Genomic DNA, 13859 nt, shown 5'->3' with positions numbered 1-13859 from the left:
GGCACTAACGCCCGTATCGATGCGGCGACTTGTCCTCAAGGAGTCCCATGAACTACGCCCCGCCCGCCCCCGCCTCCCCTGCCCTCGCCCATGTCTCTGCGCCTGCGCCTGCGCCGGTCGAGCGGTTCGTCCGTCGGACCTATGCGGAGCGCGCGGCCCGCTACCGCATCGCCGCAGACAGGCTGGCCACCGGCGGCCTGAGCGACCGCCACAGCGTGGCCGACATCGGTGCCGGTCACACAGAGCTGGACGTCTGCCTGCGCGTCGAACACGGCTGGCGCGGCCGCTACCTTCCGGTGGACCGCTGGACCGACGCGGTGGATCTGGAGAGCTGGGTGCCGCCGATGCGCTTCGACTGGCTGGCAGCCCTCGAAGTGATCGAGCATCTGGCCCACCCGGACCGTCTGCTGGCCGCGCTGCTGGAATGCGCGGTCCTGGGCGTGGTGGTCACCACCCCCAACCCGGCGGTGGTCGACGTCCTGGCGATGGACCCCACCCACATCACGCCGGTCACCCGCGAGCACCTCGCCGACCTGGGCTTCTACACCAGCCTCCACAACCTCTACGGCGCCGTGGACGACGGGATCTGCGGCGTCTGGTACCGCGAGGGCCTGCACTTGATCGAGCGCGAGTTCACCCCGCTCCCGTTCGTCGCGGCGACAGCCGAAGGGAACACACGATGATCAAGGAAGGCCAGTACACGTTCATCGCCGAGAAAGGGCCGGTGGAGCCGTTCCTCGGCAAGTACGCCGTCAAGCGCGCCGACGTCTTCGACGTCATCACGCGGCGCTTCGCTGCGGCCGGCCTGGACCAGATGCGGTACCGGCCGTTGCGGATCGAGCTGGAGATCACCACCAAATGCAACGACTCCTGCCCGTCCTGCGGCATGGGAGCCCTCCCGCTCGCCGCGGGCATCACCCTGACTCCCGATCAGCGGGCCCGGCTCGTCGACGGGTTCGACTCCATCGGGTTGCCCTCGGCCGTGGTGACCGGCGGCGAGCCATTCGTGGCCGTCCACGCCCTGATGCCGCTGATCAAGGCGCTGAACGGCCGTGGCATCGACATCTCCAAGCTCACCACCAACGGCGTCTGGGGCGCCCCGCGGAGCTGCGAGCGGACCTTCGAGCGTCTGGAGAAGGCCGGGTTCCTCGACAACCGGCTGTTCGTTCCCCTGCTGATGCTCTCCGTGGGCGAGCAGACGATGCCGCTGGAATGGGTCGCGCGGATCCTGCACCACACCGTCACCCACTACAGCCACCAAGACCTCAACGTGGCCGTCTCCTCGCTGGCGGACCCGGCCGACCGCACACACAAGATCTACGAACTCATCGAGGTGTACGAGCAGGCATACGGCACCTTCCCGCACGACCGGGTGCACTCCACCATGCGGGTCTACCTCGACAACGACCGCCTGCCCGAGCAGCGCAAGGCCGACCGGCCGGGCCACACCACGGTCAAGCGGTGGATGGACGCCTGTTTCGACTGCTTCGCTCCCACCGTCGGGACCTACATCCTGCCCTCCGCCCTCCTCAAGCAGGACGGCCGCTGGTATGCGTGTGCCTCCTTCGACGTTCCCGAGTCGCTTGGCTTCGGCAACGTCTTCACCGACGGGCTCCGCACGATCCTTGAGCGCGCCAACGACTCCTCCTACCTGCAGACGATTGCTCAGGGCGGCGGCCTGCGCGGCCTGCACGGGACCGTTCCCGCCGAGTTCACCACCTCCACAACGTGCGGCGGGTTCTGCGCATCCTGTTCCCTGCTCAGCGACAAGTACCGCGAAGCCAACGGCCTTCCGCCAGCTGTCCCCCTGCCCGTGGTGCCCGCGGATGCGCTGATGGCCCGCCTGCGCCCAGCCGCCCCAACAACCCACTGACCACAGGGGGAGCCGTCAATGCCGGATACAACAACCACCGAGCAGATTCTCCGTACCGCGCTCGCAACTGCCGCCACCACGGGCGCCGATACGATCCCGGACAACGGACATCTCGAGCGCGATCTCGGAATCGACAGCCTGGCCCTGGCCGAGCTGGTCACCATCCTGGAACAGCGCCTGACCCTCACCATCCCGGACGAGGAGACCGGCCGCCTGCAGACCGTCGCCGACGTGCGCGCCCTCCTTGCCCGCCTCATCCCCTCCAGCGGAACGGACCCCACCCTGTGAGTCTCCGGCACATCGACCCGAAGCAGCGCGGCTTCCTGATCGTCAACTCCCACCCCACCGGCTCCGCCACGACGGTCAATCGGATGTGGGAGCAGATCCCCGCGCGCCGCGACGGCCACAGCCCCGTGGTGCTGCTGCTCGGCCACAGCGCGGGCTACGGCCTGGCCACGCTGCTGACCGGGCTGCGCCAGCACGGCATCCGGGGCGTCGGCGTCGCCTACGAAGCCCCCGAGACCGAGCGGCGCACCGCCAGCGCCGGCTGGTACCGCACCGCCGCCGCGGCCCGCCTCGCCAACGAGGCCGCAAGCGACTTCGTGTTCGTCAACACCGACGCCTTCTCCGACAAGGGTAAAGACGAGGTGCTGGACCTGGTCGAGGAGCGGTTCGGGAAGGTCGACTACCTCATCTACAGCCTCGCAGCCCCCCGCCGTACCGACCCGGCGACCGGCACCGTCCACCACTCGGTGATCAAACCGCTCGGCCAGCCCTACGAGGCGCCGGCACTGGATTTCAGCGACGACACCCCCAAGGTCACCAGCGTCCGTCTGGAGCCCGCCGGCGCACAAGAGAAGCAGGCGACCGAGCAGGTCATGGGCGGCGCCGACTGGCAACTGTGGGTCGAAGCCCTCGCCGAGAGGGACCTGCTCGCCGACGGCTTCACCACCGCCGCACTGACCTACATCGGCTCCGAGCTGACCGCCCCGATCTACCGTCAGGGCACCATCGGCGCCGCGAAGGAACACCTGGAGCGCACCGGCCGGGACCTGAACACCGGCGTACTCGCCGACAGAGGCCGGGCCTTCACCGTCGTCGCCGGTGCCGCCGTCACCCAGGCCTCCAGCGCCATCCCCTCCATCGCCCTCTACACCACCTTCCTGCGCACCGTCCTGGGAGAAGGCTTCCGCACCACCGCCCAACAAGCGCAGGACCTGTGGGACCAGCTGACCGGCGCCGCCCCCCTCGTCACGGACGACGAGGGCCGTATCCGCCTCGACGGTTGGGAACTCGACCCGCACGTACAGGACCAAGTCCGCGAGCTGTGGTCCGACCCGCAGAGTGGGCTCGCACGCTCGGCGGCCGGAGCAAACTGGTTCATCAACCAGGTCCGCGAACTGTACGGCTGGGGTGTCGAGGGCGTCGACTACGACCAGCCCGCCGAGACCACCGTCGCCTGGCCGCAGCCGTAGGGCTCGGCCGCTGCGCCGCAACTGAGAGAGGCTGTCGCCGGCCACGGCGGCGGCCTGTCGCGGCGGGCGGCGTGGTTCGTACCCTGCCCGTGCACCCGTCAACACCCCGATCGGCGGGCCGTGCGGGGAACACCTTGACCTGGTGCGCGCGGCCGCCCAGGATCCAGCCATGGACGACGTACGCAGCAGCACCGTCGACGGCATCGTGCGCCGCAGCGCCCGCCGCACCCCCGAACGCACCGCCGTCCGGTACGCGGACCGCGCCTGGAGCTATGCCGGACTCGACGCGGCCATCTCCACCGCGGCCGCCGACCTCGCCGCCGAAGGACTGCGCAGGGGCGACCGGGTCGCGGCGTACGGCCACAACTCGGACGCCTATCTGATCGCGTTCCTGGCCTGCGCCCGCGCCGGGTTCATCCACGTCCCGGTCAACCACAACCTCACCGGCGAGGACCTGGCGTACATCCTCGGGCAGTCCGGCAGCGCCCTCGTCCTCGCCGACCCCGCGCTCGCGGACCGGGTGCCCGCCGGGTTCCCGGTGCGGCACCTGCGCGACAGCTCGGACTCGCTGCTCGCGGCGCTCGCCGAGCCGCTCCCGTACGAGTCCGAGGGCGGCGCGGACGACCTCGTGCAGCTCCTCTACACCTCGGGCACCACGGCGCTCCCGAAGGGCGCGATGATGACCCACCGGGCCCTCGTGCACGAGTACGTCTCCGCCATCACCGCGCTCGATCTGCGCGAGGGCGACCGGCCCGTCCACTCGCTGCCGCTCTACCACTCGGCGCAGCTGCATGTCTTTCTGCTGCCGTATCTGGCGGTGGGCGCGGAGAACACCATCCTGGACGCGCCGGACGCGGGCCGGATCTTCGACCTGGTGGAGGCCGGGCGCGCGGACTCGCTCTTCGCGCCGCCCACCGTGTGGATCGGCCTCGCGGGTCACCCCGAGTTCGAGACGCGCGACCTCAGCGGCCTGCGCAAGGCCTACTACGGGGCCTCGGTCATGCCGGTGCCGGTACTGGAGCGGCTCCGCGCACGGCTGCCGGGGCTCGCCTTCCACAACTGCTTCGGGCAGAGCGAGATCGGGCCGCTCGCCACGGTGCTCGGGCCCGCCGAGCACGAGGGGCGAATGGACTCGTGCGGGCGGCCCGTTCTCTTCGTGGAGGCGAAGGTCGTCGACGAGAGCGGCAAGGAGGTGCCCGACGGCACGGCGGGTGAAGTGGTCTACCGCTCCCCGCAGTTGTGCGAGGGCTACTGGGACAAGCCCGCCGAGACCGAGGAGGCGTTCCGGGACGGCTGGTTCCACTCCGGCGACCTCGCGGTGCGCGACGGCGAGGGCTACTTCACGGTGGTCGACCGGGTGAAGGACGTCATCAACTCCGGCGGCGTGCTCATCGCCTCACGCCAGGTCGAGGACGCGCTGTACACCCACCCGGCGGTCGCCGAGGCCGCCGTTGTCGGGCTGCCCGACGAGCGCTGGATCGAAGCGGTGACCGCGTTCGTCGTGCCGCGCGGCGCGGTGACGGAGGCCGAACTCATCGACCACGCCCGCGCGAAGCTCGCCTCCTTCAAGGCCCCCAAGCGGGTCCTGTTCGTGGCCGAGCTGCCGCGCAACGCGAGCGGAAAGATCCTCAAGCGCGAACTGCGTGACCGGTTCGCCTGACACCGGGCTCCGTCCTGCGACGCAGGCCCCGGGCGCCGCTCAAGTCCCTTGGTCCGCCCGGAAGTTCCCGCACTCACCCCCGTCCCGGCCGCAGGTCGACGATGCGCTTGAACTTGCCCACCGAGCGCTCGATGGTCTCGGGGTCGACGACCTCCACCGCCACGGAGACGCCGATCCCGTCCTTGACCGCCGCGACGATGGACCGCGCCGCCTCCTCCCGCCGCGCGGGCGGCGTGTCCGCGCGGGCCTCCACCCGGACCGTCAGCGCGTCGAGCCGGCCCTGACGGGTCAGCCGCAGCTGGAAGTGCGGGGCCAGGCCCCGCGTGCGCAGCACGATCTCCTCGATCTGGGTGGGGAAGAGGTTCACGCCGCGCAGGATCACCAGGTCGTCGCTGCGCCCCGTGATCCTCTCCATCCGCCGGAAGACCCGGGCCGTGCCGGGCAGCAGCCGCGTCAGGTCCCGGGTCCGGTAGCGGATCACCGGCATCGCTTCCTTCGTGAGCGAGGTGAACACCAGCTCGCCCCGCTCCCCGTCCGGCAGCACCTCACCCGTGAGCGGGTCCACGACCTCCGGAAAGAAGTGGTCCTCCCAGATGTGCAGCCCGTCCTTGGTCTCCACGCACTCCTGGGCGACGCCCGGGCCCATCACCTCCGAGAGCCCGTAGAGGTCGACCGCGTCGATCGCGAAACGCTCCTCGATCTCGCGGCGCATCTCCTCCGACCACGGCTCGGCGCCGAAGATGCCGACTTCGAGGGAGGTGGTACGGGGATCGACGCCCTGGCGCTCGAACTCGTCGAGCAGCGTCAGCATGTAGGAGGGCGTCACCATGATGATCTCGGGGCGGAAGTCCTGGATCAGCTGTACCTGACGGGCCGTCATGCCACCGGACGCCGGGATCACCGTACAGCCGAGCCGCTCCGCGCCGTAGTGCGCGCCGAGCCCGCCGGTGAACAGGCCGTATCCGTACGCCACATGGACCTTGTGGCCGGGCCGGCCGCCCGCCGCGCGGATCGAGCGGGCCATGACGTCCGCCCAGGTGTCGAGGTCGCGCTGGGTGTAGCCGACGACGGTCGGCCGGCCCGTGGTGCCGCTGGAAGCGTGGATGCGGCGGATGTCCGTCTCGGGTACCGCGAACATCCCGAAGGGATAGTGGTCCCGCAGATCGGACTTGGCGGTGAACGGGAAGCGGGCCAGATCGGCGAGCGAGGTGCAGTCCTCGGGTCGGAGGCCGGCCTTGTCGAAGGCCTCGCGGTAGAACCCGACGTTCTCGTACGCGTGGCGCAGCGTCGCCCTCAGCCGTTCGAGCTGCAGGGCTTCGAGCTCCGCGCGGCTCATCAGTTCCGCCGCGTCCAGCCGAGGTGCCATGGTTGCGCTCCCGTCCTCACTCCGCCCCGCAGGGTGCGGCGAATCGGACGACCGATCATTCGGTCGATCTGTCTCGCATCAGTAATCCAGCAGCCCCAGGGGCACGTCAAGGCCTGTGGACAACCGGTGCCGGCGGTTCGTTCGCGCTCTGGGCGAAAGCGTTTGCCCGACCGCCGGGCGCCTGTGAAGATCGTCCGCATGCCGACGTTCACCAGCTCCGACGGAACCGGACTCGCCTACCGGCTGCGGGGAGAGGGCCCACCCCTCGTCTGCCTCCCCGGCGGCGCGATGCGCGCCTCCGAGTACCTGGGTGACTTGGGCGGCCTCTCGGCGCACCGGCAGCTGGTCCTGCTCGATCTGCGGGGTACGGGGGATTCGGCGGTGCCGGAGGACCCGGCGACGTACCGCTGCGACCGCCAGGTGGCCGACGTCGAGGCGCTGCGCACGCACCTCGGCCTGGAGCGCATCGATCTCCTCGGGCACTCCGCCGGTGGCAGTCTCGCCATGCTGTACGCGGCGGCCCACCCCGCGCGGATCGGCCGGCTCGTGCTGGTCACGCCGTCGCCCTGGGCGGTCGGGATGCCGCCGACGCGCGAGGAACGGCTCGCGGCGGCGCGGCTGCGCAAGGGCGAGCCGTGGTTCGAGGAGGCGTACGCCGCGTTCCTCCAGGTGCTCGACGGGCTTGAGCCGGAGGCGGATTACGACGCGTTCTTCTACGGCCGGTGGGATGCCGTGGCGCAGGCGCACGCCGCCGCGAACGACCGGCAGGAGAACGCCGAGGCGGCGGACATCTACGGCTCCGCCGGTGCGTTCCGGCCGGCGCAGACCCGGGCGGAGCTGGCCCGGCTGGCCGCCCCGGTGTTCATGCTCGCCGGGGAGTACGACGGCGGCCCGTGCCCCGGGCTCGCGGCCAGGGCGGCGGCCTGCTTCCCGGACGCCACCCTCGAAGTCCAGCCGGGGGCCGGGCACTTCCCCTGGCTGGACGACCCCGAGCGGTTCGCGGCGACCGTCGCCGGGTTCCTCAGCTGACATCGGCCTCCGTCGCCACCGTCCGGGCCCAGCGGTAGTCGGCCTTGCCGCTGGGCGAACGCTGGATGCTGGGCGCGATCACCAGCTGGCGCGGCACCTTGTAGCCCGCGAGCCGGGTGCGGCAGTGCGTCTGGATGTCGTCCAGGGTGGGTGCGTCCGCGCCGTCGCGGATCTGCACCACCGCCGCCACGTGGCTGCCCCACTTCGCGTCGGGCACCCCGGCCACCAGCGCGTCGTACACGTCCGGATGCGACTTGAGCGCCTGCTCGACCTCCTCCGGATAGACCTTCTCGCCGCCCGTGTTGATGCACTGCGAGCCGCGTCCGAGGACCGTGACGATGCCGTCCTCGTCCACGGTCGCCATGTCACCGAGCAGCACCCAGCGCTCCTCGCCCTTCTGGAAGAAGGTCTCGGCGGTCTTGGCCGGGTCGTTGTAGTAGCCGAGCGGAACGTGCCCGCGCTGGGCGAGGCGCCCCGGCTCGCCGACCGGCACCGGCTCGTGCGTCACCGGATCCACCACCTGCGTACGCTCGTTGACCTCCAGGCGGAAGCCCTTCGCCGGGCCCGAGTCGTCCGTGGCCCGGCCGTTGGACCCGGACTCCGACGAGCCGAAGTTGTTCAGGAGCAGCACGTTCGGCACGAGCGCCTGGAACTGGGCGCGCACCGTCTCCGACATGATCGCCCCGGACGAGGAGACGCTGAACAGCGAGGACAGGTCGATGCCCCGGAGCGGGCCGTGCAGCGCGTCGATGAGCGGCCTGAGCATCGCGTCGCCCACCAGGGACACGCTGGAGACCTTCTCCTTCTCGATCGTACGGAGCACTTCCTCGGGCGCGTACTTGCGGTGGATGACCACCCGCTGGCCGTAGTTGAACGCGATGAACGAGGTCAGCGTCGATGTGCCGTGCATCAGCGGGGGAGCCGGGAAGAAGGTGAGCCCGGCGCCGCCCTTCGCGACCCGCTCGGCCAGCTCCTCCGGCCGCTTCACCGGCTCGCCCGACGGCTCGCCGCCGAACAACCCCGCGAAGAACAGATCCTCCTGACGCCACATCACCCCCTTGGGCATGCCGGTGGTGCCGCCCGTGTAGATGATGAAGAGGTCGTCGGCGGAGCGCGCCCCGAAGCCCCGCTCGGGGGAGCCCGCCGCCTCCGCCTCGGTGAACGGCACGGCGTCGAGGGCCGGTGCGCCGTCCGGGACCGGTCCCACCCGGACCAGGTGCCGCAGCTTCTCCGTCTGCGGCAGCGCCCCCGCCACCCGCTCCGTGAACTCGGCGTCGAAGACCAGCGCCGCGAGATCGGCATCCCGGTAGAGGTAGACCAACTCGTCTTCCACATAACGGTAGTTGACGTTGACCGGGACCAGCCGTGCCTTGAGCGCGGCGAGTACCGTCTGGAGGTACTCGACGCCGTTGTAGAGGTGCAGGCCCAGGTGTTCGCCGGGCCGCAGGCCCGAGTCGGCCAGATGGTGCGCCAGCCGGTTCGCCGCCGCGTCCAGCTGGCGGTACGTCAGTCTGCGCTCGGCGCCGGTACCGGGATGGTCGACGTACAGGAGCGCCTCGCGGTCCGGAACCACGTCGACGACGGACTCGAACAGGTCGGCAAGGTTGTACTCCACCATTCCTCCTGACTCCGGCCCCGACTGACTCGGAGGTCATCAGAGCAAAGCCGCGCACAACTGGGAAGGGGGGCCGCAGAAGAAATCTGACTGTCTGTCAGAAAACTATTGAACTGGCACCGCCGCTACTGCAACCTGTTCTAGGTCTTGAGACGGGAGGACGGCAATGGGTGGTACGGAACACCTCACTGTGCAGCGCAAGGGCGCCACACTGGTGCTCACCTTGAACCGGCCGGAGGCGAAGAACGCGCTCTCGCTGCCGCTGCTGGTGGGGCTGTACGACGGTTGGCTGGAGGCCGACGCGGACGACTCGATCCGCTCGGTCGTCCTCACCGGCGCGGGCGGCGACTTCTGCGCGGGCATGGACCTCAAGGCCCTCGCGGGCCGGGGCATGGCGGGCGAGCAGTACCGGGACCGGCTGAAGGCCGACCCCGATCTGCACTGGAAGGCGATGCTCCGCCATCACCGGCCCCGCAAACCCGTGATCGCGGCGGTCGAGGGGTTCTGCGTGGCCGGCGGTACGGAGATCCTCCAGGGCACCGACATCCGGGTCGCCGGGCAGGGTGCGACCTTCGGTCTCTTCGAGGTGAAGCGGGGTCTCTTCCCCATCGGCGGCTCGACGGTCCGGCTCCAGCGGCAGATTCCGCGCACGCACGCACTGGAAATGCTGCTGACCGGGCGGCCGTACAGCGCCGAGGAGGCCGCGCGGATCGGGCTGATCGGGCAGGTCGTGCCGGACGGCGGGGCGCTCGAACGGGCCCTGGAGATCGCCGAGTTGATCAATGCGTGTGGGCCGCTGGCGGTCGAGGCGGTCAAGGCGTCCGTGTACGCCGCCGCCGAGATGACGGAGACCGACGGGCTCAAGGCCGAACTGGAGCGGGGGTGGCCGGTGTTCGCCACCGAGGATGCGAAGGAGGGGGCGAAGGCGTTTGCGGAGAAGCGGGCGCCGGTGTATCGGCGGGCCTGAAGTTTCCCCACCCCGCCCCTTCCCGCTGTGACATTTTGCGGCTCCGCCGCGTGGGGGGCTCTGCCCCCGGACCCCCGCTCCTCAAGCGCCGGAGGGGCTTGATTTGTGACCCTCTCTCGGAAGGCGGAGGGGGCTCGATGCGTGACCGTCCATTTGCCAGCGAGAAACAGGAGCCCGCCCATGGCATCTGCCTCCTCCCCCGACCTGCTGCGCGCCCCCCTCGTCGTGGAGTTTCCCTTCACCCGGTCCCTCGGGCCCGTCCAGAGTGCCTTTCTCACCGGGCTGCGGGAGCGGACCGTGCTCGGGGTGCGGACCGGTGACGGGAAGGTGCTCGTTCCGCCCGTCGAGTACGACCCGGTCACCGCCGAAGAGATCCGCGAGCTGGTCGAGGTCGCCCCCACCGGCACCGTCACCACCTGGGCCTGGAACCCCGCCCCGCGCCGCGGCCAGCCCCTCGACCGCCCCTTCGCCTGGGTCCTCGTACAACTCGACGGCGCCGACACCGCGCTGCTCCACGCTCTCGACGCCCCCGGCCCCGACGCCGTGCACAGCGGGCTGCGGGTCCGCATCCGCTGGGCGGAGGAACGCACCGGCGCCATCACCGACATCGCTTGCTTCGAGGTGCATGAAGGCGGCCGTGATCGTCAACTCGCTCCGCATAGCGGCGAGTTCGCCGACCCCGTCACCGGCATCGTCGCGCCGGCCCGCCTCGACTACACCTACAGCCCCGGCCGCGCCCAGTCCGCCTACATCAACGCGCTGTCCGACCGCAAGACCGTCGGCGAGCGCTGCCCGTCCTGCCGGAAGGTGTACGTCCCGCCGCGCGGCGCCTGCCCCACATGCGGTGTCGCCACACAGGAACGGGTCGAGGTCGGTCCGGCCGGCACCGTCACCACGTACTGCATCGTCAACATCAAGGCGCGGAACCTCGACATCGAGGTGCCCTACGTCTACGCGCACATCGCGCTCGACGGCGCGGGACTCGCCCTGCACGGGCGGATCGGCGGCATTCCGTACGACCAGGTGCGGATGGGGCTGCGGGTCGAACCGGTGTGGACCGAGTCCTCGACAGGTGGCCGCTACCCCGACCACTACCGGCCCACGGGCGAGCCCGACGCCGACTACGAGACGTACAAGGAGCTGATCTGATGGCGCCCACCGGTCCCGCCGGTCCTGTCGGTCCCGCCCGGGACGTGGCGATCGTCGCCTTCGCGCAGACCGACCACCTGCGCCGCACGGACGAACTGTCCGAGGTCGAGATGCTGATGCCGGTGCTGCACCAGGTCCTCGACGCGACCGGCCTCAAGACCAGCGACATCGGCTTCACCTGCTCGGGCTCCAGCGACTACCTCGCCGGCCGCGCCTTCTCCTTCACCATGGCGCTCGACGGCGTCGGCGCCTGGCCGCCGATCTCCGAGTCCCATGTGGAGATGGACGGCGCCTGGGCGCTCTACGAGGCCTGGGTGAAGATCCTCACCGGCGAGGCCGACACCGCGCTCGTCTACGCGTACGGCAAGTCCTCGCCGGGCGACGTGCGCGACGTGCTGACCCGGCAGCTCGACCCGTACTACATGGCGCCGCTCTGGCCCGATCCGGTGGCCCTCGCCGCCCTCCAGGCGCAGTCCCTCATCGACGCGGGCGAGACCGACGAGGCCGCGCTCGCCTCGATCGCGGGCCGCAGCCGGGCGTCCGCCACCGCCAACTCCCATGCGCAGGTGCGGGGTTCGCGGCCGCAGGGCGACTATCTCGTACGCCCGCTGCGCACCGGCGACTGCCCGCCGGTCGGCGACGGCGCGGCGGCTGTCGTCCTGGCGGCCGGGGACAGGGCGCGCGACCTGTGTGCGCGGCCCGCGTGGATCCGCGGCATGGACCACCGCATCGAGGCGCACAGCCTCGGCGTGCGCGATCTCACCGACTCGCCGTCCACCCGGCTCGCTGCCGAACGCGCCGGAGCCTTCGAACGGCCCGTCGACACCGCCGAGTTGCACGCGCCATTCAGCTCTCAGGAGGTCGTCCTGCGCAAGGCGCTGAAGCTCGGCCAAAGCGTCGTCGTCAACCCTTCGGGGGGCGCGCTCGCCGCCAATCCCGTGATGGCCGCCGGGCTCATCCGGCTCGGGGAAGCCGCCGCCCGCATCCACCGCGGCGAGTCCGACCGGGCGCTCGCACACGCCACGTCCGGGCCCTGCCTGCAGCAGAACCTGGTCGCCGTCCTGGAGGGGGAGTCATGAGCAAGGAACCCGTGGCCGTCGTCGGGATCGGGCAGACCAAGCACGTGGCCGCCCGGCACGACGTCTCGATCGCCGGACTCGTCCGCGAGGCCGCCCAACGAGCCCTGGACGACGCCCAGTTGACCTGGTCCGACATCGACGCCGTCGTCATCGGCAAGGCGCCCGACTTCTTCGAGGGCCTCATGATGCCGGAGCTGTACCTCGCCGACGCGCTCGGCGCGGTCGGCAAGCCCATGCTGCGGGTGCACACGGCGGGCTCGGTCGGCGGATCGACCGCGCTGGTCGCCGCCAACCTGGTCGCGGCCCGCGTCCACCGGACGGTGCTGACCCTCGCCTTCGAGAAGCAGTCCGAGTCCAACGCCATGTGGGGCCTGTCGCTGCCCGTACCGTTCACCCAGCCGCTGCTGGCCGGCGCCGGAGGTTTCTTCGCGCCGCACGTACGGGCCTACATGCGGCGCACCGGCGCCCCCGACACGGTGGGCTCCCTCGTCGCGTACAAGGACCGCAGGAACGCGCTGCTGAATCCCTACGCGCATCTGCACGAGCACGACATCACCCTGGAGAAGGTCCAGGCGTCCCCGATGCTCTGGGACCCGATCCGCTACTCCGAGACCTGCCCGTCCTCCGACGGGGCCTGCGCGATGATCCTCACCGACCGCGCGGGCGCGGCCCGTTCGCCGCATCCGGCGGCCTGGGTGCACGGCGGCGCCATGCGCAGCGAACCGACCCTGTTCGCGGGCAAGGACTTCGTATCGCCCCAGGCGGGCAAGGACTGCGCCGCGGATGTGTACCGGCAGGCCCAGATCGCCGACCCCCGGCGCGAGATCGACGCCGTCGAAATGTACGTGCCGTTCTCCTGGTACGAGCCCATGTGGCTGGAGAACCTGGGCTTCGCCGCCGAGGGGGAGGGCTGGAAACTCACCGAGTCCGGCGTCACCGAACTCGACGGCGACCTGCCGGTGAACCCGTCCGGCGGCGTCCTGTCCACCAACCCCATCGGCGCCTCCGGCATGATCCGCTTCGCGGAGGCCGCCCTCCAGGTGCGCGGCCGGGCAGGCGAACACCAGGTGGCGGGGGCGCGCAAGGCACTCGGCCACGCCTACGGCGGAGGCGCCCAGTTCTTCTCGATGTGGCTCGTCGGCGCCGAACCTCCCACCCGCTGAGGACCGTACGCGGAGCAGGGGCCCCGGTACTCCCTCCGTGGCCTGTCCGCCGCGTCGGGCGATCGCTAGTCTGGCCCCGGACGACAGAACCGGGGAGGAGCACGGACGTGGCCGACAGCACCACCACCCAGCACACCTTGCAGACCCTTTCGGGACACACCCGTTCCGGCTGGGACAAGCCGGAGCTCGATCTGAGCAAGGCCGAGTGGCAGTCGAGCAGTCAGGGGGCGGGGGACGTCCAGATCGCCTTCGTCGAGGGCTTCATCGCCATGCGCAACAGCGGCAGCCCCGGCAGCCCATCGCTGATCTTCAGTCCCGCCGAATGGCGGGCCTTCGTACTGAACGCCCGCGACGGCGAGTTCGACCTCACGTAGCGGCGGGAGCCGGCGCGGGGGGGGGGGGGGGGGGGGGGGGGGGGGGGGGGGGGGGGGGGGGGGGGGGGGGGGGGGGGGGGGGGGGGGGGGGGGGGGGGGGGGGGGGGGG

The 13859-nt window shown here is 71.0% G+C and carries 13 protein-coding genes; 11 read left to right on the top strand and 2 right to left on the bottom strand.

Going from position 1 to position 13859, the window contains the following annotated elements; translation table 11 throughout:
- Positions 1 to 47: 47 nt before the first annotated feature.
- The 5 genes from ACIBK6_RS14060 (at position 48) to ACIBK6_RS14040 (ending at position 5008) form a co-directional block, all read left to right on the top strand.
- On the top strand, positions 48 to 683 hold the full coding sequence (locus tag ACIBK6_RS14060) for a hypothetical protein (protein WP_399051466.1): 636 nt from the start codon (positions 48 to 50) through the stop codon (positions 681 to 683).
- Positions 680 to 1873, top strand: coding sequence for a hypothetical protein (locus ACIBK6_RS14055; RefSeq protein WP_399051465.1), 1194 nt, complete (start codon positions 680 to 682; stop codon positions 1871 to 1873). Before ACIBK6_RS14060 ends, ACIBK6_RS14055 begins: the two co-directional genes overlap by 4 nt.
- Before the next feature lie 18 nt (positions 1874 to 1891).
- Positions 1892 to 2161 carry a phosphopantetheine-binding protein gene (locus ACIBK6_RS14050; protein ID WP_399051464.1) on the top strand — a complete coding sequence of 90 codons (270 nt, stop codon included), beginning with the start codon at positions 1892 to 1894 and terminating at the stop codon, positions 2159 to 2161.
- A complete protein-coding gene (locus tag ACIBK6_RS14045; RefSeq protein WP_399051463.1) occupies positions 2158 to 3348 on the top strand; it encodes an enoyl-[acyl-carrier-protein] reductase FabV in 1191 nt (396 codons plus the stop codon). The genes ACIBK6_RS14050 and ACIBK6_RS14045 overlap by 4 nt, the downstream gene beginning before the upstream one ends.
- A 169-nt stretch (positions 3349 to 3517) precedes the next feature.
- Positions 3518 to 5008, top strand: a complete 1491-nt coding sequence (locus tag ACIBK6_RS14040; protein ID WP_399051462.1) for an acyl-CoA synthetase — start codon at positions 3518 to 3520, stop codon at positions 5006 to 5008.
- A gap of 73 nt (positions 5009 to 5081) precedes the next feature.
- Here ACIBK6_RS14040 and paaK read toward each other — a convergent pair whose 3' ends face one another.
- A complete protein-coding gene (gene paaK / locus ACIBK6_RS14035) occupies positions 5082 to 6374 on the bottom strand; it encodes a phenylacetate--CoA ligase PaaK (RefSeq protein ID WP_399051461.1) in 1293 nt (430 codons plus the stop codon).
- Positions 6375 to 6572: 198 nt separating this feature from the next.
- On the opposite strand from paaK, the gene ACIBK6_RS14030 reads away from it, so the two are divergent.
- Positions 6573 to 7403 (top strand): alpha/beta fold hydrolase, encoded by an 831-nt coding sequence (locus ACIBK6_RS14030; protein WP_399051460.1) that lies wholly within the window; start codon positions 6573 to 6575, stop codon positions 7401 to 7403.
- Here the strand turns inward: ACIBK6_RS14030 and ACIBK6_RS14025 are convergent.
- Positions 7396 to 9018, bottom strand: coding sequence for an acyl-CoA synthetase (locus tag ACIBK6_RS14025; RefSeq protein WP_399051849.1), 1623 nt, complete (start codon positions 9016 to 9018; stop codon positions 7396 to 7398). The two genes, ACIBK6_RS14030 and ACIBK6_RS14025, sit on opposite strands and share 8 nt — an antisense overlap.
- A 166-nt stretch (positions 9019 to 9184) precedes the next feature.
- On the opposite strand from ACIBK6_RS14025, the gene ACIBK6_RS14020 reads away from it, so the two are divergent.
- The 5 genes from ACIBK6_RS14020 to ACIBK6_RS14000 all read left to right on the top strand — a co-directional run bounded on the left by ACIBK6_RS14020 (position 9185) and on the right by ACIBK6_RS14000 (position 13750).
- On the top strand, positions 9185 to 9985 hold the full coding sequence (locus ACIBK6_RS14020) for a crotonase/enoyl-CoA hydratase family protein (protein ID WP_399051459.1): 801 nt from the start codon (positions 9185 to 9187) through the stop codon (positions 9983 to 9985).
- A 180-nt stretch (positions 9986 to 10165) separates the two neighbouring features.
- Positions 10166 to 11134 carry a Zn-ribbon domain-containing OB-fold protein gene (locus ACIBK6_RS14015; RefSeq protein ID WP_399051458.1) on the top strand — a complete coding sequence of 323 codons (969 nt, stop codon included), beginning with the start codon at positions 10166 to 10168 and terminating at the stop codon, positions 11132 to 11134.
- The gene (locus ACIBK6_RS14010) at positions 11134 to 12213 is read left to right on the top strand and encodes a thiolase domain-containing protein (protein WP_399051457.1); all 1080 of its coding nucleotides are present in this window, start codon (positions 11134 to 11136) and stop codon (positions 12211 to 12213) included. The genes ACIBK6_RS14015 and ACIBK6_RS14010 overlap by 1 nt, the downstream gene beginning before the upstream one ends.
- Complete coding sequence (locus ACIBK6_RS14005; RefSeq protein ID WP_399051456.1) at positions 12210 to 13376, top strand: thiolase domain-containing protein; 1167 nt, start codon at positions 12210 to 12212, stop codon at positions 13374 to 13376. The genes ACIBK6_RS14010 and ACIBK6_RS14005 overlap by 4 nt, the downstream gene beginning before the upstream one ends.
- A gap of 107 nt (positions 13377 to 13483) precedes the next feature.
- Positions 13484 to 13750 (top strand): DUF397 domain-containing protein, encoded by a 267-nt coding sequence (locus ACIBK6_RS14000; RefSeq protein ID WP_399051455.1) that lies wholly within the window; start codon positions 13484 to 13486, stop codon positions 13748 to 13750.
- Positions 13751 to 13859 lie beyond the last annotated feature (109 nt).

Source organism: Streptomyces sp. NPDC050485, assembly GCF_044458185.1.
Taxonomy (GTDB): domain Bacteria; phylum Actinomycetota; class Actinomycetes; order Streptomycetales; family Streptomycetaceae; genus Streptomyces.
This window is presented reverse-complemented; position numbering and strand designations above follow the sequence as displayed.

Bases quoted from the DNA above. Each gene is read 5' to 3' on its own strand.
- ACIBK6_RS14060 (WP_399051466.1), top strand. From the start codon at position 48: ATGAACTACGCCCCGCCCGCCCCCGCCTCCCCTGCCCTCGCCCATGTC.
- ACIBK6_RS14055 (WP_399051465.1), top strand. From the start codon at position 680: ATGATCAAGGAAGGCCAGTACACGTTCATCGCCGAGAAAGGGCCGGTG.
- ACIBK6_RS14050 (WP_399051464.1), top strand. From the start codon at position 1,892: ATGCCGGATACAACAACCACCGAGCAGATTCTCCGTACCGCGCTCGCA.
- ACIBK6_RS14040 (WP_399051462.1), top strand. From the start codon at position 3,518: ATGGACGACGTACGCAGCAGCACCGTCGACGGCATCGTGCGCCGCAGC.
- paaK (WP_399051461.1), bottom strand. From the start codon at position 6,374: ATGGCACCTCGGCTGGACGCGGCGGAACTGATGAGCCGCGCGGAGCTC.
- ACIBK6_RS14030 (WP_399051460.1), top strand. From the start codon at position 6,573: ATGCCGACGTTCACCAGCTCCGACGGAACCGGACTCGCCTACCGGCTG.
- ACIBK6_RS14020 (WP_399051459.1), top strand. From the start codon at position 9,185: ATGGGTGGTACGGAACACCTCACTGTGCAGCGCAAGGGCGCCACACTG.
- ACIBK6_RS14015 (WP_399051458.1), top strand. From the start codon at position 10,166: ATGGCATCTGCCTCCTCCCCCGACCTGCTGCGCGCCCCCCTCGTCGTG.
- ACIBK6_RS14010 (WP_399051457.1), top strand. From the start codon at position 11,134: ATGGCGCCCACCGGTCCCGCCGGTCCTGTCGGTCCCGCCCGGGACGTG.
- ACIBK6_RS14005 (WP_399051456.1), top strand. From the start codon at position 12,210: ATGAGCAAGGAACCCGTGGCCGTCGTCGGGATCGGGCAGACCAAGCAC.